This is a genomic window from Dactylosporangium sp. NPDC005572 (assembly GCF_040605515.1).
Classification (GTDB): Bacteria; Actinomycetota; Actinomycetes; order Mycobacteriales; family Micromonosporaceae; genus Dactylosporangium.
The window spans coordinates 1-22990 of the sequence record NZ_JBEXCY010000010.1; the positions used below are offsets into that span (position 1 = coordinate 1).

The 22990-nt window shown below is 71.5% G+C and carries 27 protein-coding genes; 15 read left to right on the forward strand and 12 right to left on the reverse strand.

Translation table 11 applies throughout. From position 1 onward, the window contains the following. Both ABZS66_RS07590 and ABZS66_RS07595 read right to left on the reverse strand, forming a co-directional pair. A partial coding sequence (locus ABZS66_RS07590) for an inorganic phosphate transporter (RefSeq protein ID WP_354756368.1) occupies positions 1–531 on the reverse strand: 531 nt, incomplete at its 3' end. A gap of 2 nt (positions 532–533) precedes the next feature. Next, positions 534–1160, reverse strand: a complete 627-nt coding sequence (locus ABZS66_RS07595) for a DUF47 family protein (protein ID WP_354756124.1) — start codon at positions 1158–1160, stop codon at positions 534–536. Between the two features lie 368 nt (positions 1161–1528). On the opposite strand from ABZS66_RS07595, the gene sigJ reads away from it, so the two are divergent. Then, the gene (gene sigJ, locus ABZS66_RS07600; protein WP_354756126.1) at positions 1529–2404 is read left to right on the forward strand and encodes an RNA polymerase sigma factor SigJ; all 876 of its coding nucleotides are present in this window, start codon (positions 1529–1531) and stop codon (positions 2402–2404) included. Here the strand turns inward: sigJ and ABZS66_RS07605 are convergent. Continuing rightward, positions 2387–2887 carry a DUF402 domain-containing protein gene (locus tag ABZS66_RS07605; protein ID WP_354756128.1) on the reverse strand — a complete coding sequence of 167 codons (501 nt, stop codon included), beginning with the start codon at positions 2885–2887 and terminating at the stop codon, positions 2387–2389. The genes sigJ and ABZS66_RS07605 overlap by 18 nt on opposite strands. On the opposite strand from ABZS66_RS07605, the gene ABZS66_RS07610 reads away from it, so the two are divergent. Then, entirely contained in the window at positions 2886–4961 is a 2076-nt protein-coding gene (locus tag ABZS66_RS07610) for an ATP-dependent DNA helicase (protein ID WP_354756129.1), read from the forward strand. The genes ABZS66_RS07605 and ABZS66_RS07610 overlap by 2 nt on opposite strands. Before the next feature lie 711 nt (positions 4962–5672). On the opposite strand, the gene ABZS66_RS07615 is transcribed toward ABZS66_RS07610, so the two are convergent. The 6 genes from ABZS66_RS07615 to ABZS66_RS07640 all read right to left on the reverse strand — a co-directional run bounded on the left by ABZS66_RS07615 (position 5673) and on the right by ABZS66_RS07640 (position 9871). Continuing rightward, a complete protein-coding gene (locus ABZS66_RS07615) occupies positions 5673–6461 on the reverse strand; it encodes a hypothetical protein (protein WP_354756131.1) in 789 nt (262 codons plus the stop codon). Positions 6462–6545: 84 nt separating this feature from the next. Then, entirely contained in the window at positions 6546–6857 is a 312-nt protein-coding gene (locus ABZS66_RS07620; protein WP_354756133.1) for a DUF1416 domain-containing protein, read from the reverse strand. Between the two features lie 14 nt (positions 6858–6871). Further along, a complete protein-coding gene (locus tag ABZS66_RS07625) occupies positions 6872–7723 on the reverse strand; it encodes a sulfurtransferase (RefSeq protein WP_354756135.1) in 852 nt (283 codons plus the stop codon). A gap of 211 nt (positions 7724–7934) precedes the next feature. Then, on the reverse strand, positions 7935–8027 hold the full coding sequence (locus tag ABZS66_RS07630) for an Ms5788A family Cys-rich leader peptide (protein ID WP_354756137.1): 93 nt from the start codon (positions 8025–8027) through the stop codon (positions 7935–7937). Between the two features lie 31 nt (positions 8028–8058). Beyond that, a complete protein-coding gene (locus ABZS66_RS07635) occupies positions 8059–8829 on the reverse strand; it encodes a DUF2993 domain-containing protein (protein WP_354756139.1) in 771 nt (256 codons plus the stop codon). A gap of 112 nt (positions 8830–8941) precedes the next feature. Next, positions 8942–9871 (reverse strand): hypothetical protein, encoded by a 930-nt coding sequence (locus ABZS66_RS07640; RefSeq protein WP_354756141.1) that lies wholly within the window; start codon positions 9869–9871, stop codon positions 8942–8944. Between the two features lie 210 nt (positions 9872–10081). Here ABZS66_RS07640 and ABZS66_RS07645 point away from each other — a divergent pair, with 210 nt between their 5' ends. From ABZS66_RS07645 to pstB, 6 genes are all read left to right on the forward strand, one after another. Continuing rightward, entirely contained in the window at positions 10082–10783 is a 702-nt protein-coding gene (locus ABZS66_RS07645; protein ID WP_354756143.1) for a response regulator transcription factor, read from the forward strand. Positions 10784–10791: 8 nt separating this feature from the next. Beyond that, on the forward strand, positions 10792–11703 hold the full coding sequence (mshD, locus tag ABZS66_RS07650; RefSeq protein WP_354756145.1) for a mycothiol synthase: 912 nt from the start codon (positions 10792–10794) through the stop codon (positions 11701–11703). A 237-nt stretch (positions 11704–11940) separates the two neighbouring features. Beyond that, the gene (pstS, locus tag ABZS66_RS07655) at positions 11941–13059 is read left to right on the forward strand and encodes a phosphate ABC transporter substrate-binding protein PstS (RefSeq protein ID WP_354756147.1); all 1119 of its coding nucleotides are present in this window, start codon (positions 11941–11943) and stop codon (positions 13057–13059) included. 29 nt (positions 13060–13088) lie between these two features. Further along, complete coding sequence (gene pstC, locus ABZS66_RS07660) at positions 13089–14078, forward strand: phosphate ABC transporter permease subunit PstC (protein WP_354756149.1); 990 nt, start codon at positions 13089–13091, stop codon at positions 14076–14078. Continuing rightward, positions 14078–15160 carry a phosphate ABC transporter permease PstA gene (gene pstA, locus ABZS66_RS07665; protein ID WP_354756150.1) on the forward strand — a complete coding sequence of 361 codons (1083 nt, stop codon included), beginning with the start codon at positions 14078–14080 and terminating at the stop codon, positions 15158–15160. The genes pstC and pstA overlap by 1 nt, the downstream gene beginning before the upstream one ends. A 15-nt stretch (positions 15161–15175) precedes the next feature. Next, the gene (gene pstB / locus ABZS66_RS07670; RefSeq protein WP_354756152.1) at positions 15176–15952 is read left to right on the forward strand and encodes a phosphate ABC transporter ATP-binding protein PstB; all 777 of its coding nucleotides are present in this window, start codon (positions 15176–15178) and stop codon (positions 15950–15952) included. Here pstB and ABZS66_RS07675 read toward each other — a convergent pair. Together ABZS66_RS07675 and ABZS66_RS07680 are read right to left on the reverse strand one after the other, a co-directional pair. Further along, on the reverse strand, positions 15949–16710 hold the full coding sequence (locus tag ABZS66_RS07675; RefSeq protein ID WP_354756154.1) for an NUDIX hydrolase: 762 nt from the start codon (positions 16708–16710) through the stop codon (positions 15949–15951). The two genes, pstB and ABZS66_RS07675, sit on opposite strands and share 4 nt — an antisense overlap. A 9-nt stretch (positions 16711–16719) precedes the next feature. After that, the gene (locus tag ABZS66_RS07680) at positions 16720–17136 is read right to left on the reverse strand and encodes a hypothetical protein (protein ID WP_354756155.1); all 417 of its coding nucleotides are present in this window, start codon (positions 17134–17136) and stop codon (positions 16720–16722) included. A gap of 56 nt (positions 17137–17192) precedes the next feature. On the opposite strand from ABZS66_RS07680, the gene ABZS66_RS07685 reads away from it, so the two are divergent. The 3 genes from ABZS66_RS07685 to ABZS66_RS07695 are packed head-to-tail and all read left to right on the forward strand — an operon-like array spanning position 17193 to position 20395. Further along, positions 17193–18170 carry a Gfo/Idh/MocA family oxidoreductase gene (locus ABZS66_RS07685; RefSeq protein WP_354756156.1) on the forward strand — a complete coding sequence of 326 codons (978 nt, stop codon included), beginning with the start codon at positions 17193–17195 and terminating at the stop codon, positions 18168–18170. Between the two features lie 42 nt (positions 18171–18212). Continuing rightward, positions 18213–18539 carry a hypothetical protein gene (locus ABZS66_RS07690; RefSeq protein ID WP_354756158.1) on the forward strand — a complete coding sequence of 109 codons (327 nt, stop codon included), beginning with the start codon at positions 18213–18215 and terminating at the stop codon, positions 18537–18539. After that, positions 18539–20395, forward strand: coding sequence for a M91 family zinc metallopeptidase (locus ABZS66_RS07695; protein ID WP_354756160.1), 1857 nt, complete (start codon positions 18539–18541; stop codon positions 20393–20395). Before ABZS66_RS07690 ends, ABZS66_RS07695 begins: the two co-directional genes overlap by 1 nt. Here ABZS66_RS07695 and ABZS66_RS07700 read toward each other — a convergent pair. Continuing rightward, entirely contained in the window at positions 20392–20766 is a 375-nt protein-coding gene (locus tag ABZS66_RS07700) for a DsrE family protein (protein WP_354756162.1), read from the reverse strand. The two genes, ABZS66_RS07695 and ABZS66_RS07700, sit on opposite strands and share 4 nt — an antisense overlap. A gap of 12 nt (positions 20767–20778) precedes the next feature. Here ABZS66_RS07700 and mtfM point away from each other — a divergent pair, with 12 nt between their 5' ends. Genes mtfM through ABZS66_RS07720 form a run of 4 tightly spaced genes read left to right on the forward strand, consistent with a single transcriptional unit; the run spans position 20779 to position 22961 of the window. Continuing rightward, entirely contained in the window at positions 20779–20883 is a 105-nt protein-coding gene (mtfM, locus tag ABZS66_RS07705) for a small membrane protein MtfM (protein WP_354756164.1), read from the forward strand. Continuing rightward, on the forward strand, positions 20880–21467 hold the full coding sequence (locus tag ABZS66_RS07710; RefSeq protein WP_354756166.1) for an FABP family protein: 588 nt from the start codon (positions 20880–20882) through the stop codon (positions 21465–21467). The genes mtfM and ABZS66_RS07710 overlap by 4 nt, the downstream gene beginning before the upstream one ends. A gap of 10 nt (positions 21468–21477) precedes the next feature. Next, positions 21478–21903, forward strand: coding sequence for a transcriptional repressor (locus ABZS66_RS07715; RefSeq protein WP_354756167.1), 426 nt, complete (start codon positions 21478–21480; stop codon positions 21901–21903). Continuing rightward, entirely contained in the window at positions 21897–22961 is a 1065-nt protein-coding gene (locus ABZS66_RS07720; protein ID WP_354756169.1) for a folate-binding protein, read from the forward strand. The genes ABZS66_RS07715 and ABZS66_RS07720 overlap by 7 nt, the downstream gene beginning before the upstream one ends. The last annotated feature ends 29 nt before the right edge of the window (positions 22962–22990 follow it).

Sequence of the window (22990 nt, forward strand, 5' to 3'; positions counted from 1 at the left end):
GCCGCGGGTGAGCTTGCGCGGCTGGCCGCGGCGGAAGATCCACATGATCGCGAGCATCACGATGCCGCCCAGCAGGAAACCGACCAGGGGCGAGGCGATCATCGGGATGATGACCTTCTCCAGGATGCCGGCCCAGAGCACCTCACCGTCGTGGCCCAGCCAGATGGCGCCGAGGGTGGCGCCGACCAGGCCGCCGAAGAGGGCGTGGGACGAGGACGAGGGGATCCCGAAGTACCACGTGATCAGGTTCCAGGTGATCGCGCCGACGACGCCGGCGAACACGACGCCCAAGCTTGCGATGCCGGCGGGGAGGTCGATGATGCCGCTGCCGACCGTCTTGGCGACGTGACCGCCCAGGTGGGCGCCGACGAAGTTGCCGACCGCGGCCATGAGCAGGCCGGTCCGCGGGGTGAGGGCACGGGTCGACACCGAGGTGGCGATGGCGTTGGCGGCGTCGTGGAATCCGTTGGTGTAGTCGAAGGCCAGCGCCACCACGATGACGGCGACGACCGCGACGAGCTGTGCGTCGATGACTAGGACTCCTTGACCACGATCGTCTCGACCGTGTTCGCCACGTGCTCGAAGGCGTCGCAGGCCGCCTCCAGCTCGTCGACGACCTCCTTCATCTTGAGGACCGTCAGCGCGTCGTACTCGCCGGAGAACAGCCGGACGAGGGCCATCCGGTAGGCGCTGTCGCCCTCGTTCTCCAGCCGGTTGCACTCGACCCAGTAGTCCTCGAGGTCCTTCATCGTCTTCAGCCGGGGCATGGCGTCGGCGGTGAGGCGGGACTGCTGGTCGAGGACCTTGACGATCTCGTGGATCTCGCGCGGGAGCGTGGGCAGCTTGGTGAGGCCGTAGAGGTACAGGAGGCTCCCGACCGCCTCCAGGTGGTCCATGACGTCGTCGAGCAGCGACCCGAGCCGGTAGATGTCCTCGCGGTCGAACGGGGTGATGAAGCTGGAGTTGATCTTCTTGTACAGCTCGTGGGTGATCGCGTCGCTGTCGTGCTCGACCTCGACCAGGCGCTCGCTGATCGACTGCACGTCGGCGCCCGGCAGGGCCAGCTCCGAGAGCAGGTCGGTGCCCTTCACGAGGTTCGCGGCCGCACGGCTGAAGAACTCGTAGAACGAATCGTCGCTGGGACGCAGCCTCAACCGCACAGCATGACCTCGATCGTCAATCAACGGGGCACCGGTCATCCCCGGCTGGGGGAATCGTAGGGGTAAGCCTAGATCGACGCCGAGGCGCCAGCCCCCGCCAGCTGGCCGTTCATGTCGCGTTTACCTGTGGTTCACCTTGAACTGGTTGCCCGCTCCGGCGTGTACCGCGCCATTCCGTGCGGTGCTTGAACTCGCGCTGGACCGGCCGGCGGAGGAGCTGCGCGGTGCCGGCTGCCGGTCGGGTTGGCCTCGGCCGCCGAGAATGTGGTGAGGATCGCACTGCGTGGGCGCCGGGGCCGCCTTGCTCATTTGAAAATCGCACTTAATGCGCATATCGCCCGTCTGGCGAAGGCTGGTTGAATTGACGCGTGACGGACGCGTTCAGCGCGCATCGGGGCCACCTGTTCGGCGTCGCGTACCGGATGCTGGGCAGCCGGGCCGACGCCGAGGACGTGGTGCAGGAGGCCTGGCTGCGGTACGCGGCGGCGGACCAGGACCGGATCGTCGACCTGCGGGCCTGGCTGACCACCGTGACCGGGCGGCTGTGCCTCGACGTGCTGCGGTCCGCGCGGGTGCGGCGCGAGGCGTACGTGGGGCCGTGGCTGCCCGAGCCGATCGTGGAGCGCCTGCCCGACCAGGGCGCCGACCCGGGCGAGTCGGTCGCGCTCAGTGAGAGCGTCAGCCTGGCGTTGCTGCTGATCCTCGACACGCTCAGCCCGGAGCAGCGGGTGGCGTTCGTGCTGCACGACGTGTTCGCGGTGCCGTTCGGTGAGGTGGCGGGCACCCTCGGTACCACTGCTGAAAACGCCAGACAGCTGGCGTCCCGGGCGCGGCGGGCCGTCTCGGCCGGCGAACACCGTCACACCACGTCACGCGCCCGGCAGGCGGAGGTGTTCGCCGCGTTCACCGCGGCCGCCTCCGGTGGTGACCTCGACGCCCTGCTCAAGGTGCTCGCGCCCGACGTCGTCGCGATCGGTGACGGCGGCGGGGTCGCCCAGGCGGCGAAGCGGCCGATCGAGGGCGCGCTGCAGGTGGGCCGGTTCGTGCTCGGCCTGTTCCGGCAGGCGCAGCGGCACGGCTGGGAGGTGATGCCGGCGCTGGTCAACGGCGACCTGGGGATCGTGGTGCGGATGGGGGACGGCTACGCGGTGTCGAGCGTGTCGATCAGCCCGTCGGGGTTGGTGACGGGCCTGTTCAACCAGCTCAACCCCGCGAAGCTGCACGGGTTAGCTGACGAGTTCTAGCCATTCGTGGTACTTCGAGCCGAACGGTTCGTTGCGGTCGCGCACGTTCTCGAACAGCCACGCGGCGCTGGCCTCGGCCTCGGCCACCACGTCGGCCGGATAGGCGTACTTGACCTGGTGGGCGGCGAACTCGTCCTCGTCGAGGAGCTCCACGGCGCCGGCTCGCCTGCGCCGCACGTCGAGGTCGAGGTCGATCGCGGTGACCTCGGTCTCACCGAGCCAGTGCGGCACGGTGGTGATGTCGCAGTAGATCTCCGTGCGGTGCGGCGCGGCGTTGAAGCAGGCCGTCCACCAGCTCTGCCGCGGGAAGAGCAGCACGTGCGGGCCCTCCACCGGGCCGGTGCGCGTCGGTCCACGGTGGACGATCGTGCCGCTGTCGGCGCCGACCCAGATGCCGTGGTCGTCCTCGCCCAGGAGCCTCGTCTCGTAGTTCCAGTGGAGCGATCCGTCGAACTTGCGGTAGACGACACGCACTTGGGTCATGGAGGAATTCTGTCGTACGTGGCGAGTAGCGTGCGTTGGCGTGAAAGCCTCCGTCTCCGACCTTCTCGCCGCGGCCGTCGGCGCGGTGCCCGGCGGCGCCGAGCGGCCCGGGCAGCAACGGATGGCCGAGGCCATCGCCACCGCCGCCGACCGGGACGAGCACCTGCTCGTGCAGGCCGGCACGGGCACCGGCAAGTCGCTGGCCTATCTGGTGCCGTCGCTGCTGGTGAAGGGGCCGGTGGTGGTGTCGACCGCCACGCTGGCGCTCCAGTCGCAGCTGGTCGACCACGACCTGCCGCGGCTCGCCGAGGCGGCCGAGCCGATCCTGGGCCGCCGGCCGACGTTCGCGGTGCTGAAAGGGCGCCATCACTATCTGTGCCTGGCCCGGCTGGAGGGCACGTCGGCCGACGAGCCTGACGACGCGCTGTTCGACGTGGGCGAGACCAGGCAGACGAAGTGGCTCGGCGAGGCGGGCCGGCTCGGCAAGCACATCGACCGGCTGCGCGACTGGGCGATGGAGACCGAGACCGGCGACCGCGACGAGCTCGACCCGGGCGTCGACGACTCGGCCTGGAAGATGGTCTCGATGCCGGCCCGCGAGTGCGTCGGTGCGCAGCGCTGCCCCTATGGCGCGGAGTGCTTCGCCGAGGCGTCCCGGGCCCGCGCCCGCGAGGTCGACGTGGTGGTGACCAACCACAGCCTGCTCGCCGTCGACATGCTCTCCGGCCGGCAGATCATCCCGCCGCACGACCTGCTGGTCGTCGACGAGGCGCACGAGCTGGCCGACCGGGTCAGCTCCGCGTCGCAGGCCGAGCTGACCCCCGACCTGCTCGAGCGGTCCGCGCGCCGCTGCCGGTCCTATGTCGACGACGACGTGGCCGACCGCCTGATGGAGGCCGGCGACGCGCTCACGGTCGCCCTCGCCGACGCCCCGCCCGGCCGGCTCACGGGCGCACTGCCGACCCCGCTCGCCGAGGCCCTCACGCTGCTCGACGCGGGCGGCCGCAAGGCGCTCGACGCGATCGGCGACGTCAAGGCCGACGACAGCGATCCGGTCCGCAAGCAGCAGGCCAAGACGATGATCAGCGACCTGACCAAGATCGCGCAGCGCATGCTCGCCAACGCCGACCACGACGTCACCTGGATCGAGCGCGACGACCGCGGCCGCCGCGCCGTCGTCATCGCGCCGCTGTCCGTCGCCGGCACCCTCAACATCCACCTGTTCCACGAGCGGACGGTCGTGGCCACCTCGGCCACCCTCGCGCTGGGCGGCCAGTTCGACACCGTGGCCCGCTCCCTGGGCCTGCCCGTGGCGCCGCCCGCGTCGCCGGCCGCCCCCGGCTCCCCGGCCGACGCCGCGCGCGAGGCGGTCATCCGCGCCGACGCCGCCCGCGACGAGCTGCCCTGGAGCTCGCTCGACGTCGGCTCCCCGTTCGACTATGCGAAGCAGGGCATCCTCTACGTCGCGGCCCACCTGCCCCGCCCGCAGACCTCCGGCCTGCCCGACGCGACCGCCAACGAGATGGTCGAGCTGGTGGAGGCCCTGGGCGGCCGCGCCCTGGGCCTGTTCTCGTCCCGCCGCGCCGCTGAGCGCGCCGCCGAGGTCCTCCGCGCCCGCACGCCCGGCATCAAGATCCTGCTGCAGGGCGAGGAGGCGCTGCCGATCCTGGTCCGCAAGTTCCGCCAGGACCGCAACAGCTGCCTGCTCGGCGTCATGTCCCTGTGGCAGGGCGTCGACGTCCCCGGCGACGCCTGCCAGCTGGTCATCATCGACCGCCTCCCGTTCCCCCGCCCCGACGAGCCGCTGGCCGCCGCCCGCTCCGCCGCCGTCGACGCCTCGGGCGGCTCGGGCTTCGCCGCGATCAGCGTCCCGATCGCCGCGGTCCGCCTGGCCCAGGGCGTGGGCCGCCTGATCCGCGCTGGCACGGACAAGGGCGTGGTGGCGGTGCTGGACTCCCGCCTGGAGACGGCCCGCACGTATGGCGCCTACCTACGCGCGTCCCTCCCCCCGTTCTGGTACACGACCAAGCCCGACCTCGTGCGAGGCGCCCTGAAACGCCTACGCGCCACGTAGCACCGGACTCCGCGCGGCCGGATTTCGGGCGGCGAGCTCTGTGCGGCGGGGCTGCGGGCTGTGGGTTTCGGGCTGCGGGCGGCGGGGTCCGTGCGGCGGGGTCCGTGCGGCGGGGTCCGTGCGGCGGGGTCCGTGCGGCGGGGCTGCGGGCGGCGGGGCTGCGGGCGGCGGGGCTGCGGGCGGCGAGGTCCGTGCGGCGGGGTCCGTGCGGCGGGGTCCGGGCGGCGGGGTCCGGGCGGCGAGGTCCGTGCGGCGAGGTCCGTGCGGCGAGGTCCGGGCGGCGGGGTCCGGGCGGCGGGGTCCGGGCGGCGAGGCTGCGGGTTTCGGGCTTCGCGGGCTGTGGCCTCTTGGGCTGTGGCCGCGGGACGTGATGGCGGCAAGCGGTGAGGCCGCTTTCGAATCGGGCCGGTCGGGCTGCCGGATTGTCGAGACCTGTCGCCGGAGCTGCGAGGGTTGCGTCGCTTTCCATGATCGATGGCGAGTTCTGGTTGCTATGACAGCCGGAACTCGCCATCGATCATGAGGTGGGCGGAGCGGTCTGCGAACGCCCGGCCGTGGCCCGAGAGCTGGCGCGCCGGGCGGCGGATTCAGATGGTGGCCGGCCGGTGGTGGAACTAGGTGGGCGGGGCTGTCGCCATGATCAAGGGAAACTTGTGGTCGCTATGGCAGCCAAACGGCTCCCTTGATCATGGGAACAAGCGGCGCGAGGGGTCAGCAGCCGGCTGTGGACGTGATGATCAGGGAGTCGGCGTCCTTGCGTAGGGTTACGCCGGCCGCGCCGGCGCGGTAGGCGAACAGTTTCTCGCTATCGAGGATCACCGCTGATGGCGGGACCGTCGTGCGGGCCTTTGCGTCGTCCGGAGTGGCGGCCTTCGCCTCCACCGTCCACAGCGCGCCGCCCGCCGGGCAGGTCAGGCGGTGCGTCCGCCATTCCGACGCCGGCTTGGCCAACGTGTCCAGCACCGCCTGGACCGGGGCGCGGTTGGCGTTCTGGGACTGTGGGGTCGCCTCCTCCACCGGGGCGTCCTGCACCCGGCAGCCCGTGTCCGCCGTGAACCGCAGCTGGCCCGGCGCCACCATCCCGCCCCGCAGCAGGACGAAGTTGCCCGCGTCCGCGCTCAGCGTGTGCGTGGTGACCGAGTGGCTGACCGACGCCTTGTACGACGCCGGGAGGGCGGCCTTGATGCGGTCGAGGGTGGGGCCCTCGTCGCTGCTCCTGACGTACACCATCAGGACCCTCTCGAAACGCGTGCCCTCGCGGGCCGACGTGACGCGGCAGCTCTGGTCGGTCCGTGTGTAGCCCGACAGGACCGCCACCGACGATGCCGGGTCGAGGGCCGAATAGACCGACCCCAGCGCGGCGTCGAGCGTGGGCAGGGCCTCGGCGATCGTCGTCTGGTCGCGCGCCGTGGGCGAATCGTACCGATACGAGAAGTACGCGAGCCCCGCGATGGCGAGCGCCCACGCGGCGGTACCGGCGATGATCCAGCGACGTTTCACGGCGGTCATCCTGCCAGTTGAGACGCGCGACGCCGCCCGCCGGGGTTGGGCCCGGCGAGCGGCGTCACGTTTCCCGGTAAGGTCTCAGCCGACTGAGACGGCGACCTCGTTGATGCCGCGGTCCGCGGCCAGCGTGGCGTCGCCGTTGCCCTGGCGGGACAGGGCGCGCAGCGTCCAGGTGCCCGGAGCGGCGAAGAAGCGGAACTGGCCGGCCTGCGAGGTGACGACCTCGGCCGTGAACTCGCCGGTGGAGTCGAGCAGGCGGACGTAGGCGCCGCCGACGGGGCCCTCGCCGGAGCTCACCACGCCGGTGATCACCGTCTCCTTCTCCACGTCGACGCTCGCCGGGATGGGCGCGCTCTGCTCGGGCGCGCCGCAGCTGTCAACAGTGCTCATGATCCGATCCCCTCTCAGGCCTGGCCGGGCTCGTCGCCGACCGCGACCGGCACGCCGACCAGCGAGCCGTACTCGGTCCAGGAGCCGTCGTAGTTGCGGACGTCGCCGTGGCCGAGGATCTCCTTCAGCACGAACCAGGTGTGCGAGGAGCGCTCGCCGATCCGGCAGTACGCGATGGTCGGCTTGCTGTCGTCGAGGCCGGCGGCGCCGTAGATCGAGCGCAGCTCGTCGTCGGACTTGAACGTGCCGTCCTCGTTCGCGGCCTTGCTCCACGGTACCGACAGCGCGGTCGGGATGTGGCCCGGACGCTGCGCCTGCTCCTGCGGGAGGTGAGCCGGCGCGAGCAGGCGGCCCGCGTACTCGTCGGGGGAGCGGACGTCGACCAGGTTGGCCACGCCGATCGCCTTGACGGCGTCGTCGCGGAACGCGCGGATCGACAGGTCCTGGTCATGGGCGGCGACGTAGGTGGTCGCGTCGCGGCTGACGTCGTCCTTGTTCAGCGGACGGGCGTCGAGCTCCCACTTCTTGCGGCCGCCGTCGAGCAGCTTGACGTCGCCGTGGCCGTAGAGCTTGAAGTACCAGTACGCGTAGGCCGCGAACCAGTTGTTGTTGCCGCCGTAGAGGATCACGGTGTCGTCGTTGGCGATGCCCTTGCTGGACAGCAGCGCCTCGAACTGCTCCTTGTTGACGAAGTCCCGGCGGACCTGGTCCTGCAGCTCGGTCTTCCAGTTGATCTTGACGGCATCAGGGATGTGGCCGCCGTCGTAGGCGGTGGTGTCCTCGTCGACCTCGACGAAGACGACGTGGTCGGCGCCGATGTTCTGCTCGGCCCAGTCGGCCGTGACCAGGGCGGACTCGCGACTCATGAGTGTTCTCTCTCCCAGGAAGGATTGGGGTGGGTCGAGTCGACACACGGGTCGGGGTGTGCACCACGCCGCGCGCGACCCGAGGGGACGGATCACGGTTTCGGCGATGGGTCTGCGTTGTCGGCGAGCAAAAGAATGCACCGCCCAGACCCATCGGTCTGGGGCGCCGCTGCCTCGAGCCGTTAAATGAGCACGCTGAGCAGCCGCACCGTCAGGAGCGGCAACACAGGCAGGTGGCCACGCGGCACAGGTCGACCGCGCGCCGTCGAGTGAGCAGCATGCTCATGGTCTGGCAGCCTAGCATCGCCGGGCGGGTCGGCCCAGCGTCCGCCAGGTCACTGTCCGGTCAGCTTGACGTTTTCCGCCGAGGCGGTGACCTGCAGTCCGGCGTCCGTGGTCTGGACATTGTTGATGACCAGGTTGTACGGAAGGCCGGGCAGACGCACCGTCACCTGGAGGCGGCTCTGGTTGGCCTTGATGAAGTTGGCGACGACCGGCGGCAGGTTCCCCTGCTCGGAGGTCACCTCATCGAGCTTGAGCCGGACCTTGCCGGTCTCGACGACCATGCTGCCGCGGGCGACGAGCGTGATCGTGAAGCCCTGGTACTGCAGCGGTATCCGTAGCTGGATCTTGTTGTTGACGACCTTGAGGTCGACCTGCGCCGGGTCGATCTGGGAGGGCAGCCCGGCCAGCTCCATCAGCGGGCGCACGTTCTCCCAGGTCATCGACGCCGTGCCGGTCACCAGCCCGGCGACCACGTCACCGCTGCCGTTCAGCAGGTCGCGGGCGTCCGCCTTGACCGAGCTCGCCTCCACGGTGAGGTCGTTGAGCTTGACGTTCTCCACCTGCGGCCGGTCGAGCGAGATGGTGATTTTTCTGTACTCCCCGGCCACGACCTGGGTCAGGAACGGGAACCCGGTCACGTCGACCCTGGGGTCGCCCTGGTAGGTCACCTTGTTGGCGGCCAGCTGGCTACGCGTCTCATCGGTGATGCGGTCCTCGGCCGCCGACGCCGCGATGCGGTCGACGACGAAGAGCACGCCGCACAGGATGATCGCCAGGACGACCAGCACGATGCCGGCCTTGGCCCCTCGACTCGCCGCCACGGCGCTCCCTTCCGAACATGACGCAGGCGTTCCCTCCGGGCCGCGGCCTTCGGCGCTTGGCCGGCTGGAACGGTCGTACCCAGTCACCAGGATTTCGTACCGTGGCAACCTCTCACAGGATCAGCAGCGAGCTGGCGACATAGGCGGCCGGCGCGGCGAACGCGAACGCGGCGATCGGGCCCTGGATGTGCCGCGCCAGCCAGAACGCCGGCTCGTCCCCGTCGATCACCCGGCTCGCGTCGGCATAGCCGACCGACAGGTCCACCATCACCGCGACGATCGCCGTGGCCAGGCCGGCCAGCGCGGCCCGGAGGGGATCGAGCCCGTCGAGGTAGTTGCCGATGGCGCCGGCCGCGGCGGTGCCGACCATCGCGCCGAGCACCACCCCGGCGCCGCCCCGCGGCACCTGCGGCGCGATGCGCGGCAGTGCCACGATCGCGTCGACGAACCGGGCGATGAACAGCGCGATCCCGGCGGCGGCCAGGCAGGCCACGATCGCCTGGGTGCCGTGCGGAATACGGCCGAGCACCACCAGGCTGGCCAGGGACACCACGCCGAGGGTGACGAGCAGCGAGGAGCCGAGCGACTCGGTGACCCGCTGGCGGCCGGCCGGGCGGGTGAGCTGCCCGACCACGCCGATGATGAAGCCGGCGGCGGTGACGTAGGCCAGCGGCGCGAGCGACGCCGGCCGGGTCCAGACCGCGGCGAAGTCGGTGCCGATGGCCACGGCCAGCCCGACCGTGGCGACCACCCGCGGGGCCGGCGGCCGGCTGGCGACCGTCCACACGCCGACGAACAGCGCCTGCACCCCGAAGATCACCACGGCGTACGACTCGTGGGGGGTCTGCGCGCCCACGACCAGGCCGACCATCACCAGCGCGGCGAACCCGGCGATGCCGAGCGACAGCAACCGCCGGACCGGCGGCAGCGGCAAGGGGTCGTCGGCGGCCGGCTCGTCGTCCTCCCGGTGGCGGCGGGACGCCGGCTCGGCGGCCGGAGGCCAGGCGCCGTGGTCCTCGGCGGGGGGCGGGGTAGCGGGCACGCCCCGATCGTGCCAGAAGGTGGGATCCCGGGGCCGCACGGGTGGGGCCCTTATCATGTCGACGGAAACGGTGGGGTGTGGCTCACCCAACTGTCTCGAACTGCGGTTGGGCCGCTAGCAAAACGTCAATACTCAGATATTCTCGTGCGGGATACACCCACAACCCGTCAGAGTCGCCGGGACAATGCGCCGCGGCGACGGAGGTGACTCGTGGAGATTCTGCTGCTGACTGCGGCACCCGCGGGACAGGTGGTCCTACCGGGCCTCGACCTGCTGCCCCACACGGTGCGCACCGCCCCTCGGGACGTGCGCACGTTGGTGAGCGGCCCGAGCCCTGACGCGGTGATCGTCGACGCTCGCACCGAGCTGGCCGACGCCCGCGCCACCTGTCGGATGCTGCACGCAACGGGTCTGGGTGTGCCGCTGCTGGCCGTCGTCACCGAGGCCGGCCTGGTCGCCCTGCATGCCGACTGGGGCCTCGACGACGTCATTCTCGCCACCGCCGGCCCGGCCGAGATCGAGGCCCGGCTGCGCCTGGCCGTCGGCCGGCTCAACTCGGCGGCGGCCGCGAGCGGCGGCATGATCAAGGCCGGCGAGCTCTCGATCGACCCCGACACCTACGCGGCGAAGCTCAAGGGACGCCCGCTCGACCTCACCTACAAGGAGTTCGAGCTGCTGAAGTTCCTCGCCCAGCACCCGGGCCGGGTGTTCACCCGCGACCAGCTGCTGCGCGAGGTCTGGGGTTACGACTACTTCGGCGGCACCCGCACCGTCGACGTGCACGTCCGGCGGCTGCGCGCCAAGCTCGGCTCGGAGTACGAGTCGATGATCGGCACCGTGCGCCAGGTGGGCTACAAGTTCGTCGTCCCGCCCGCCCGGCCGTTGCACGAATCGGAACCGGTCAGGGTCTAGTCAAGTTCGTGCCGCAGCGTTTCGAACACCTCAACGCCGACCAGATCGCCCAGGTCGAGCGGCTCATGCAGGCGGCGGGTGACACCGACGGTGCCATGCCGCTGTCCGAGCACGTCGTGCTGCACCTGCGGCACGGCGGCGAGGCGCCGGCCGTCCATCTGCTGGCGTACGACGGCGACCGGGTGGTCGGCTACGCGCACATCGACACCACCGACGCCGTCGAGGGCGCCGCGGCGGAGCTGGTCGTGCACCCGCTGCACCGCCGCCACGGCATCGGGCGCGCGCTGGTGACCGAGGCCATGCGGGTCGCCGACGAGCGCAACGACGGCCGGCTCCGGCTGTGGGCCCACGGTGACCACCCGTCGGCGTCGGCGCTCGCCATCCGGCTCGGGTTCGACCGCACCCGGGTGCTGCTCCAGCTGCGCCGCTCGCTGTTCGCCCCGCTCGACGAGGTGCGCCTGCCCGAGGGCGTACGGCTGCGTGCGTTCCGGCCGGGAGAGGACGACGAGGCCTGGCTCGCGCTCAACGCGGCGGCCTTCGCCGACCACCCGGAGCAGGGCAAGTGGACGCTCGACGACCTGCACGTGCGCCTGCGGGAGCCGTGGTTCGACGCTGAGGGCTTCCTGCTGGCCGAGTCCGAGGCGGACGGCCGCCTGCTGGGCTTCCACTGGACGAAGGTCCACGGGCACGAGGCGCACGAGCCGATCGGCGAGGTCTACGTGCTCGGGGTGTCGCCCGACGCGAACGGCGGCGGGCTCGGCAAGGCGCTGACCCTGGCCGGTCTCTGGTACCTTCGCGGCCGCGGCCTCGCCCAGGTGATGCTGTACGTCGACGAGAGCAACACCCGCGCCGCCGCGCTGTACCACCGGCTGGGTTTCGTTCGTTGGTCGAACGATGTTTCCTTCCAGCGCACGCTCTAGTCAGCGACCGGCCAAAACGGACACAGCGCATCTCCGCTGGGCAGTTCACCCAATGGCCAACTGTCCTCCGACCAGGCGTCACCTGTAGCCCTGAACCTGTTCACCCTGCGTTCACCCTCTCCGGGCGGGGTGGTTACCTGCCGCTCTTAGCGTCGCCTTCAGTCGACGACCTGCGTCGGCCTTCCGACTTACCTCCCCAGGTCACGGAAGACGGAACATCCCGACGAAGGGACCGCAGTGAACCTCAAGCGGCACGGCCTCATCGCCGGCATCGCGATCACCGCGACGCTCGCGCTCGCCGCGTGCGGCTCGGACAACGAGACCCCTAGCACCCCGGGTGCGGCCGGCTCGTCCGGCGCTGCCGGTGGCGGCATCACCTGTGCGACCGGCTCGCTGACCTCTCAGGGCTCGTCCGCCCAGAAGAACGCCATGGACGAGTGGATCAAGGCGTACCAGCAGGCCTGCTCCGGCGCCAAGATCGACTACCAGGGCACCGGTTCGGGCGCGGGCATCACCGCGTTCAACGGCGGCACCGCCGACTTCGCCGGCTCCGACTCCTCCCTCAAGGACGGCGACGAGACCACGAAGTCGACCGCGCGCTGCGGCGGCAACCCGGCCCTCAACCTGCCGATGGTCACCGGCCCGATCGCCATCGCCTACAACCTCGACGGCGTCAAGGACCTGCAGCTCAAGCCCGCGACGCTCGCGAAGATCTTCTCCGGCTCGATCAAGACGTGGGACGACGCGGCCATCAAGGCCGACAACCCCAGCGCGACCCTGCCGTCGACCCCGATCCTGGCCGTGCACCGCGCGGACTCGTCGGGCACCACGGAGAACTTCACCGACTACCTGACCAAGACCGCGGCCAGCGACTGGACCTTCGGCAAGGACAAGGTCTGGAAGGCCCAGGGCGGCCAGGGTGAGCAGAAGTCGGACGGCGTTGCCGCCGCGCTGAAGAAGAGCGCCGGCTCCATCGGCTACGTCGAGTGGTCGTTCGCCAAGACCAACAGCCTCGCCACCGCCAAGGTCTACAACGGTGCCGGTGAGTTCACCGCGCTGACCGGCGAGGCCGCCGGCAAGACCGTTGCGGGTGCCAAGATCACGGGCACCGGCGACGACCTGAAGCTGTCGATCGACTACGCCACCAAGGAGGCCGGGGCCTACCCGATCATCCTGGTGACCTACGAGATCGTCTGCAGCAAGGGCACTGCGGCCGACAAGCTCGCGCTCGTCAAGGGCTTCCTCGGCTACACCGCCAGCGCTGACGGCCAGAAGCTGCTCGACAAGCTGGGCTACGCCCCGCTGCCCGAGACGGTCCGGGCCAAGGTCGAGACCTCCGTCAAGAACCTGGCCTGACCGGAAACCCCAGGAACCCAGGAAACTCGTTGAGCCAGCAGACTCTGCCCTCCACCTCCGCCGGTTCGTCCGGCGGAGGTGGTGGTCTTCCGCCGAAGAAGCGCTTCGGCGGGGACGTCATCTTCCGCGGTACCGCGACGGCCGCCGGCTCGATGGTGCTGGTCATCATCGCCGCCATCGCCGTCTTCCTCATCGTCAAGGCCATCCCGGCCATCCGTGACGACAACGCCAACTTCTTCACCTACAAGGAGTGGTTCACCGACGGTGACGATCCGAAGTTCGGTATCGCCGCGACGGTGTTCGGCACGATCCTCACCGCCTTCCTGGCGCTTCTGCTGGCCGTGCCGGTAGCCCTCGGCATCGCGCTGTGCCTCTCGCACTACGCGCACCGCCGGGTCGCCACCACCCTCGGCTTCATCATCGACCTGCTCGCCGCCGTCCCCAGCGTCGTCTTCGGCCTCTGGGGCCGCGACTACTTCTACGAGCCGGTCAGCAACCTGTCGAAGTGGCTGCACGACACGGCCGGCTGGCTGCCGATCTTCGGCAGCGAGGGTCCCTACGGCAAGTCGGTCCTGCTGGGCTCGATCGTCCTCGGGATCATGATCCTGCCGATCGTCACCTCCCTCTCCCGCGAGGTCTTCATGCAGACCCCGCCGGAGAACCAGGAGGCCGCGCTGGCCCTCGGCGCGACCAAGTGGGAGATGATCCGCACGTCCGTGCTGCCCTACGGCAAGGCCGGCATCATCGCCTCGGTCATGCTCGGCCTGGGCCGCGCGCTCGGCGAGACCATCGCGCTGGCGCTGACCCTCGGCAGCGTGTTCGCCATCAACTTCGACCTGCTGGGCCCGGGCGGCGTCACGATCGCCTCGAACATCGCCAACCGGTTCGCCGAGGCCAACGAGTTCGGCCGCGGCGCGCTGATCGCCTCCGGCCTGGCCCTGTTCGCCATCACGCTGGTCGTCAACATGGCTGCGCGGGCCATCGTGTACCGGCGCCGTGAGTTCGTCGGGAGCGCATGATGAGCGTCGAAACACCCACCCGGATGGGCGTCCAGGACGCCCACCAGCTGCGGGTCAAGTCGCTGCCGTCGTGGGCGCCGTGGGCGACCGCCGCGGCGGCGATCGCCGTCTCGTTCGTGCTGATCTACCTGACGTCGTACGGCGGGATGATCCTCACGGGCGTCGTGGCCGCGCTGCTGTTCGTGATCTTCATGGGCCTCGCGGCGACCTTCGTCGAGGGCGGCCGCTCGGCCCGCAACCGGATGGCCACCATCCTGATCTACGGTGCGTTCATCCTGGCGCTGCTGCCGCTGATCTCGGTGGTCTGGACGCTGGTCAGCAAGGGCTCGACGCGGCTGGACGCCAACTTCTTCAACACGTCGATGAACAACATCGGCGTGTTCGACGAGAAGGGCGGCGCCTACCACGCGATCATCGGCACGCTTGAGCAGGCGGGCATCGCCACGCTGATCACGGTGCCGCTCGGCATCATGGGCGCGGTCTACATCGTCGAGTACGGGCGGGGCTTCCTGGCCAACGCGATCCGCTTCTTCGTCGACGTCATGACCGGTATCCCGTCGATCGTCTCCGGCCTGTTCGTGCTGTCGTTCTGGGTCTTCACGATCACCCCGCTCTACAACGACGGCCGGCCGGCGTACTCCGGCTTCGCGGCGGCCCTGTCGCTCAGCGTGCTCATGCTGCCGACGGTGGTCCGCTCGACCGAGGAGATGCTGCGGCTGGTGCCCGGCGCGCTGCGGGAGGGTGCCTACGCGCTCGGCGTGCCGAAGTGGAAGACGATCACCAGCATCGTGCTGCCGACCGCCGGCCCCGGCATCGTCACCGGTGTCATGCTCGCCGTGGCCCGCGCCGCCGGCGAGACGGCCCCGGTCCTGCTGGTCGCCGGTGGCCTCAGCGCGATCAACTTCAACGTGTTCAACGGCGGTCAGTCCTCGCTGTCGCTGTACGTCTTCCAGCAGGCCGGCGTGGCCTCCGAGTTCGCCCCCGGGCGGGCCTGGACGGCGGCCCTCACACTGGTCGTGCTCGTGCTGGTCCTCACCGTCGCGGCGAAGCTGCTCGCCCGCCGTAACAAGCTCGCTCGATAGACACTGGAGCCCCCAATGGCAAAGCGGATCGAAGCCCACGGCGTGACGTCGTACTACGGCTCGTTCAAGGCGATCGACGGGGTCTCGATGACCATCGAGCCCAAGTCGGTCACCGCGCTGATCGGACCGTCCGGCTGCGGCAAGTCCACGTTCCTGCGGTCCATCAACCGCATGCACGAGGTGCTGCCCAACGCGCGGATCGAGGGTCAGCTCCTCATCGACGGGCAGAACATCTACGACCGTGACGTCGACGTCACGGCCGTCCGCCGCATGATCGGCATGGTCTTCCAGCGGCCCAACCCGTTCCCGACGATGTCCATCTTCGAGAACGTGGTCGCCGGCCTGCGCCTCAACGGCGTGAGGAAGAAGTCGGTCCTCGAAGAGGTCGCCGAGAAGGCGCTGCGCAGCGCCAACCTGTGGAACGAGGTCAAGGACCGGCTCGGCCGCCCCGGCGCCGGTCTGTCCGGTGGTCAGCAGCAGCGCCTGTGCATCGCCCGCACCATCGCGGTCGAGCCGCAGGTCGTGCTCATGGACGAGCCCTGCTCGGCCCTCGACCCGATCTCCACGCTGGCGATCGAGGACCTGATCACCGAGCTGAAGAACCAGTACACGATCGTGATCGTCACGCACAACATGCAGCAGGCGGCCCGCGTCTCGGACCGCACCGGGTTCTTCTCGATCGACAAGACGGGCGACCCGGGCCGGCTCATCGAGTACGACGACACGGCGAAGATCTTCACTAACCCCTCGGTCAAGAAGACCGAGGACTACATCACCGGCCGCTTCGGTTAGACAGGGCGGATGGCGTCGGCCGGATCCCGGGCCGGCGCCGCCGCCAGCGCCGCCGCAATGCTGCCGGCCTCCGCGAGCTCCGTGAGCGTGTGGATGGTCGGCGGCAGCATGGTGAACCGGCCGTCCGCAGCGTCGGCCGGCCCGCACCACACCGTCTCGTCGGCCTCGCCGCCGACGTCGCGGGTCAGCTGCCCCTCGGGCAGCACGGCGAGGAAGAAGTAGGTGTCGAAGCGCCGGGGTTCGAACTCCGGCGTGATCCACCGCGACCACGGCACGAGCAGGTCGCTGCGCAGCACCAGGCCCCGGCGGCTGAGGAAGTCCGCGAAGCCGAACTCCCGCGCGATGAGCGCGAGCCGGGCCTCCTCCCACTCCGCGCCGCTCACGTCGCCGACGACGGTGTCCGCCGACGGCCCGGCCAGCAGGACGCCGGACTCCTCGAAGACCTCCCGCACCGCCGCGCACACGACGGACCGGGCCACCGACTCCTCGAGCCGCAGCCGCCGCGCCCACTCGTCCGGCGCCGGCCCGGCCCAGCCCGGGTGCGCGGCGGCGTCCCGCGGATCGACGCCACCGCCGGGGAAGACGTACATCGACGCCGCGAACGCCATCGTCGGCACCCGCCGGATGAGGTACGCCTCGAACGGCTCCCGCAGCAGCACCACCGTGCTGGCGAGGCGCACCTTCGCCGGTACGCCACCTTCTTCCGCGAATCGTCGGGCCTGCTCCGCAAACGCGGGCGGCAGCCGGAACTCCACCATGAGCCAACGTTAAGGGGTCGCCTCGTGGCCGGGTGCACCGTGGGTCCGCCGGGCCTCCTTCATCTCGGCCTCGAAGACGTGCCGGCGCCCCTGCGCGAGCTCGTCGCGGGCGGTCCGCTCCAGCTCGCGGAACAGCGAGTAGTAGCCGTCGTCGAACTCCTCGACCAGCTGGAACGTCCAGCGGCCCGGGATCACGTTGCGGCCGACCAGCTCCGTGTCGATGCGGTCGGCGAGCGGGCCGTGCCCCGCCGCGCGCAGCAGCTCCACGGCCTCGTCGAGCATCAGGTCGGCGTGCCCGATGAGCTGGTGCAGGTCGTACAGGCGGCCGCGGGCGCGCTCCACCGTCTCCAGGGCCTCGCTGAGCTTGCCGAGGCCTTCCACGGTCCGGTCCGACACCCCTTCCGGGCGACGTTCACGAGGGTTCACCGGTCCCGGATACCCGGTCGATCATGGCTCCAACCACGGAGGACTACGCTCACGCCATGGCCGACCGCATCCGCTGGGGCATCCTGTCCACCGGCGCCATCGCCAGCAAGTTCGTCGAGGATCTGCGCCTGCTGCCCGATGCCGAGGTGGCAGCGGTGGGATCCCGCAGTACCGCATCCGCACAGCGATTCGCCGACGCCCACGACATCCCGCGGGCCCACGGCTCGTGGCGCGACCTGGTCGAGGACGACGGCGTCGACGTGATCTACGTGGCCACCCCGCACAACGCGCACTACGAGGCGACGATGCTGTCCCTCGGCGCCGGGCGGGCGACACTGACCGAGAAGCCGTTCACGCTCGACGTCGCCTCCTCCGAGCGCCTCGTGGAGACCGCCCGCGCTTCGGGCGTGTTCCTCATGGAGGCGATGTGGATGCGCTGTTTCCCGGTCATCCGCCGCATCGCCGGCCTGATCGCCGACGGCGCGATCGGTGACCTGGTGAGCGTGCACGCCGACTTCGGCATGCAGGGCCCGTTCGAGGAGACCGGCCGGCTGCGCAACCGCGCGCTCGGCGGCGGCGGCCTCTACGACGTCGGGATCTACCCCGTGACGTTCGCGCACCTGTTCCTCGGCGCGCCGAGCGAGATCCAGGCGTGGGCCCGGATGAGCGCGGGCGGCGTCGACGAGAACACCGGCATGCTGTTCGGCTATGAGTCGGGCGCGATGGCCGCACTGACCTGCTCGCTGCTGGGCGACAGCTCCCGCCGGGCGACGATCACGGGCACGACCGGCCGGTTCGAGATCCCGCGCGACTTCTTCTGCCCCCCGGAGTACACCCTCTGGCGCGGCGACGAGGCCGAGCGCGTCGAGATGCCGTTCGATGGCCTGGGCTACCACTTCGAGGCGGCCGAGGTGCAGCGCTGCCTCCGCGAGGGCCTCCGGGAGAGCCCGCTCATCCCGCTGTCCGAGACGTTGGAGATTCTCCGGGTTTTGGATGTTGTACGGGCAAAGGTCGGTCTTGACTATTCGGCCTGAACGGGTCACGGGCCGCGGGGTGGCGTAGCTACCCTGCGGCCTATGGGGAAAGAGATCCGGGTCGATCCGAGCGCCCTGGTCGACCTGGCCGTGGCGAGCCTGGCGGCGGCGGACCGCGCCGGCGAACGCTACCGGTCCGGCTTCCGCCACCTGCCGGTCCCCGCCGCGGCGCTGGGCGACCTCCCGTCCGCGCCGGCGGTGGCGCACACGGCCGAGGGCCTGCTGGCCGACGCCCATGACGCGGTGAGCGGCCTGGCGGCGGTCCTGGAGACCGACGCGGACGCGCTGCTGCGCACGGCGTTCGCCTACCACGCGGCGGACGTGGCGGCCGACTCCCGCCTCGGCGGCTCGCGCCGGCCGGGCCGCTGATGAGCGTCTGGGACCTGCGGGCCGATCCCGCCGCCCCGGAGGTGGCAGCCGGCGTGTGGCGGGCGGTGGGGAACGACCTGCGGGCGGCCCGTGAGCAGCTCGACCGGGCCGCCGCGCCGGTGGACTGGGCCGGTGACACGGCCGACACGTACCGGTCGCACCGGGCCCGGCTCGGCCGGGACCTGGAGCGGGCGGCCGCGACCGCCACGGCCACGGCGGCCGCGCTCGACGGGATCGGTGGGCTGCTGCGCCGCGGGCAGGCGGCCCTCGATGACGCGTACACCCGGCGGGCGCCCGAGGCCGACGCGGCCGCGATCCGGGCCGATGTCGACCAGGAACTGCTCCGCCTGGGCGGGGCGCTGTCGGCGGCGCGGCGGGAGTGGGCCGACCTCCGCCACGACTGGGCCGCCGTCGTGGCCGGGCGGATGGACGACTGGCTCGCCCCCGCCGCCCGGGACGCCGACGGGTTCGCGGCCGGCGGACTCGCCGTGGTCAACACCGGCGACGGCGACGACGTGGTCGAGATCCGGGGCGACGCGGTCGTCGTGAACGGCAATGTCGTCCCGGTTGCGGCCGGCGCCCGCGTCCTGGTGCGGACCGGCGGCGGCAACGACACCGTCCGGGTGACCGGTGGCGGCGCGGTCACCGTCCTCGGGGGTGACGGGGACGACCGGCTGAGCGGTTCGGCCGGCGACGACACCCTCCTCGCCGGTGCCGGCAGCGACACGGTCGTCGCGGGCTGGGGCGACGACCGCGTGTCGCTGGGGCCGGGCCGGCCCGGCGGTCCCGGCGGGCCCGAGGTCGAGCGCGCGTTCCTCGGCGTCGGCGACGACCGGCTGTGGGGCAGCCTCGGCGCCGAGGAGGTCGACGGCGGCGCCGGCGACGACCTGATCTTCGCCGGGGCCGGCGACGACACCGTCGCCGGCGGGCTCGGCGACGACCTGCTCAGCGGCGGCGCCGGCGACGACGACCTCACCGGCAACCGGGGCGACGACGCGGTGTTCGGCGAGGACGGCCGCGACTACACCGACGGCGGCGCCGGCCGCGACCTCGTCGACGGCGGCGCCGGGGACGACACCGTGTACGGGCTGTCCGGCGACGACGTGTTGCGCGGGGGAGAGGGCGCCGACTTCCTGGAGGGCGGGACCGGCGACGACCGGCTCGACGGCGGCGCGGGCGCCGACGTCCTCTCCGGCGGGCGGGGCGCCGACACGCTCGACGGCGGCGCCGGGGACGACGTGCTGTACTCCGGGGCCGGCGCCGACGCGGTCACCGGCGGGGAGGGCGACGACCGGCTCTTCGGCCAGGCCGAGGACAGCGTCGGCGGCGTCGAGCGGCTCGTCGCCACGCCGATCCGCGACGATCTCGGCACGTTGATCGTGCCCGACGGCGACCTCGAGTTCGAGGAGCGCGTGCGGGCCGACCTCGACCTGCTGCGCGCCTCACCGACCGGGCAGCAGATGCTGGCGGCGCTCGACGTCGTGGTCATCGCGCCGACGGACGAGCCGAACGGGTTCGCGAAGCCGGAGTCGATCCGGTACAACCCCGGCTGGCAGGGGCTCCCGGGCTCCGCGCCGCCCGTCGTGACCCTCTTCCACGAGCTCGCCCACACGTACGACCACGCCCACGGCACGACCAACCATCGCCTCTACAACGGGGCCGGCGGCCGGGACGTGACGGCGGCCGGCGAGCCGGTGCGCAACTCCGAGCGCCAGGCGGTCGGCCTGCCGATCGACCACGACGGCGACCCCGGGACGCCGAACGAGGTCGATCCCGCGCACCCGCTGCGGTACACCGAGAACGGCCTGCGGGAGGAGTTCAACCTCCCGCCGCGGGCCACCTACGGAAGCCCCTAGTAGACGAGCGCCTGCGCGTCGTTCTGGAGGGCCTCCTCGACGAACACCGCCGCCCCCGCGATCCGGATGCCCGGGATCACGTCGCCGGGGCCGATGCCCCGCCGGGCGGCGCACTGCGTGCACAACGTCACCGTGCCACCCGCCAGGATCGAGTCGAGCAGATCGGCGAGCGGCGCGGCGTGCTCCAGCTCGAAGGTGGCGGCCCGCCCGGGCAGCGCGAACCAGGCGGACTCGCCGGTGAGCCAGAGCGAGGTGGGCACTCCGCCGGCGACGGCGGTCGCGGCCACGGTGAACGCCTGCGAGCAGCGCTCCGGGGCGTCCGCCCCGGCGGTTGCCTTGACGACGAGAGAACGAGCCATGCCTCGCAGCATAGGATCGGGGGGATGGTTACCGAGATCGGGTTCGTCAGCCTGCTGGTCGCCGGCCTGGGCGCGCTGGCCGGCGGGCTGATCTATCTCGCGGTGCGGGTGTCGAGGGGGCGTTGGTGACTGAGGTCGAGCCGCCGCCGTGGGCCGGTCTGGCCCCGGTGGGCGAGTATCCGTATGAGGAGACGCACGACCTGCGGACGGGGCCGGACCTGCATCCGGCGCTGCTGGGGCTGCTCCCGCTGGTGGGGGTGTGGCGCGGGCGGGGCGAGGGTGACTACCCGACGATCGAGGGCTTCCACTTCGGCGTCGAGATGCGCTTCAGCCACGACGGGCGGCCGTTCCTCTTCTACGAGTCGCGCGCCTGGATCATCGACTACGACGGCAACCCGATCCGGCCCGCCCAGCGCGAGACCGGCTTCTGGCGCCCGGTGATGAAGGACGGCAAGGCGACCGACGACATCGAGGTCGTCACGTGCTCGCCGACCGGGATCGTCGAGCTGTATGCGGGTGTGAGCCGCAGCACGACCCAGTGGCAGATGGCGACCGACGGCATCGGCCGGACCGCCACCGCCAAGGAGGTCCGCGGCGGCCAGCGCCTTTACGGGATCATCGACGGCGCCCTGCTGTACACCTTCGATCTCGCCGCGGTGGGGCAGGAGCTCCAGTCCCATCTGTGGGCGCGACTCGACCGGGTGGCGGGCTAGCCTTTATCCCGTGGAGGAACTGGCCGAGGTCCTGAGGTCGCGTGGCTTGCGGTTGACCGCGCCGCGGCAGCTCGTGCTGGAAGCGGTGTACCGCCTGCGCCACGCGACTCCCGATCAGATCCACGCCGACGTCGCCGAGCGCGCCGCCGGGGTCAACATCACCACGGTGTACCGCACGCTGGAGCTTCTCGAAGAGCTCGAGCTGATCACCCATGCGCACCTTTCCCACGGCGCACCCACGTATCACCCGGTCGGCGAGCACTCGCACGCCCACCTGGTGTGCCGGGGCTGCGGGTCGGTGGAGGAGCTGCCGACGGCCATGCTCGACGGCCTGTCCGGCGAGCTGCTCGGCACGCGCGGGTTCCGGCTCGACATCGGGCACGTCGCCCTCTTCGGACTCTGCGGCAAGTGTGCGCCGGAAGGAGCATCATGCTGAGCGCAGTCCCCGTCGCCGCCCTCGACCCAGCCGACCCCGACGCCGGGGCCGTGGCCCACTACGGCGACCCCAACCGGGAGCAGCGCATCCTGGACACCGAGGTGGGCCTGGTCGACCGCTCCCACCGCAGCGTCCTGGCCGTCCCCGGCGCCGACCGTCTCACCTGGCTGCACAGCCTGACCACCCAGCACCTGGAGTCCCTGCCGCCGCTGACCGGCTCGGAGCTGCTGGTCCTCTCCCCGCACGGCCACGTCGAGCACCACGCCGTGCTGACCGACGACGGCGCCAAGACCTGGCTCGACCTGGAGCCCCGCGCCGGCGACGCGCTGCTCGACTTCCTCAACCGCATGCGCTTCCTGATGCGCGTGGAGCCCGCGAACGTCACCGACGACTGGGCGCTGCTGTCGATCGTCGGCCCGCAGACCGACGAGGCCCTGGTCACGCTGGGCGTCGGGCCGCTGCTCCCGCCGGACACCGTCCCGGTCCCGGAGGCGAAGTTCGCGACGGGCACCGTGCCATCGCGCCCGACCGTGCGGTACTCGGCGGCCCGCCTGCCGGACCTCGACGGCTGGGCCCGCCGCATGCCGTTCGGCGCCGACCTGCTGGTCCCGCGGGCCGCGGTGCCCGACCTGGTGGCCGCGGCCGGGCTGCCGCCGGCGGGCATCTGGGCGTTCGAGGCCCTGCGCGTGGCCGCCCGCCGCCCGCGCTTCGGCTTCGAGACCGACCATCGCACGCTGCCCGCCGAGGTCGGCTGGACCGCGGCCGCGGTACACCTGGAAAAGGGCTGCTATCGAGGCCAGGAGACGATCGCGCGGGTCCACCACCTGGGCCGGCCGCCGCGCAAGCTGGTCCTGCTGCACCTCGACGGCGTGACCACCGACGAGCTGCCGCCCCGCCACACCCCGGTCGAGCTGGGGGGCCGGGCGGTCGGCTTCGTGGGCACGGCCGTCCGCCACTACGAGCTCGGCATGATCGCCCTGGCCGTGGTCAAGCAGAACGTGGCCCAGGATGCGGTACTGCAGGTAGGCCCGTCGACGGCGGCCATCGACCCGTCCTGACCCGGGAGGGCATGGCAGGATCGGGGCCG

Excerpts from the sequence above, each read along its gene's own strand:
- ABZS66_RS07720 (WP_354756169.1), top strand. The coding sequence starts at position 21,897 with ATGCTGAGCGCAGTCCCCGTCGCCGCCCTCGACCCAGCCGACCCCGAC.
- ABZS66_RS07625 (WP_354756135.1), bottom strand. The coding sequence starts at position 7,723 with ATGAGTCGCGAGTCCGCCCTGGTCACGGCCGACTGGGCCGAGCAGAAC.
- ABZS66_RS07685 (WP_354756156.1), top strand. The coding sequence starts at position 17,193 with ATGGCCGACCGCATCCGCTGGGGCATCCTGTCCACCGGCGCCATCGCC.
- pstA (WP_354756150.1), top strand. The coding sequence starts at position 14,078 with ATGAGCGTCGAAACACCCACCCGGATGGGCGTCCAGGACGCCCACCAG.
- pstB (WP_354756152.1), top strand. The coding sequence starts at position 15,176 with ATGGCAAAGCGGATCGAAGCCCACGGCGTGACGTCGTACTACGGCTCG.
- ABZS66_RS07690 (WP_354756158.1), top strand. The coding sequence starts at position 18,213 with ATGGGGAAAGAGATCCGGGTCGATCCGAGCGCCCTGGTCGACCTGGCC.
- ABZS66_RS07700 (WP_354756162.1), bottom strand. The coding sequence starts at position 20,766 with ATGCTGCGAGGCATGGCTCGTTCTCTCGTCGTCAAGGCAACCGCCGGG.
- mtfM (WP_354756164.1), top strand. The coding sequence starts at position 20,779 with ATGGTTACCGAGATCGGGTTCGTCAGCCTGCTGGTCGCCGGCCTGGGC.
- ABZS66_RS07675 (WP_354756154.1), bottom strand. The coding sequence starts at position 16,710 with ATGGTGGAGTTCCGGCTGCCGCCCGCGTTTGCGGAGCAGGCCCGACGA.
- ABZS66_RS07630 (WP_354756137.1), bottom strand. The coding sequence starts at position 8,027 with ATGCTAGGCTGCCAGACCATGAGCATGCTGCTCACTCGACGGCGCGCG.
- ABZS66_RS07605 (WP_354756128.1), bottom strand. The coding sequence starts at position 2,887 with ATGACCCAAGTGCGTGTCGTCTACCGCAAGTTCGACGGATCGCTCCAC.
- ABZS66_RS07610 (WP_354756129.1), top strand. The coding sequence starts at position 2,886 with ATGGAGGAATTCTGTCGTACGTGGCGAGTAGCGTGCGTTGGCGTGAAA.
- ABZS66_RS07695 (WP_354756160.1), top strand. The coding sequence starts at position 18,539 with ATGAGCGTCTGGGACCTGCGGGCCGATCCCGCCGCCCCGGAGGTGGCA.
- ABZS66_RS07620 (WP_354756133.1), bottom strand. The coding sequence starts at position 6,857 with ATGAGCACTGTTGACAGCTGCGGCGCGCCCGAGCAGAGCGCGCCCATC.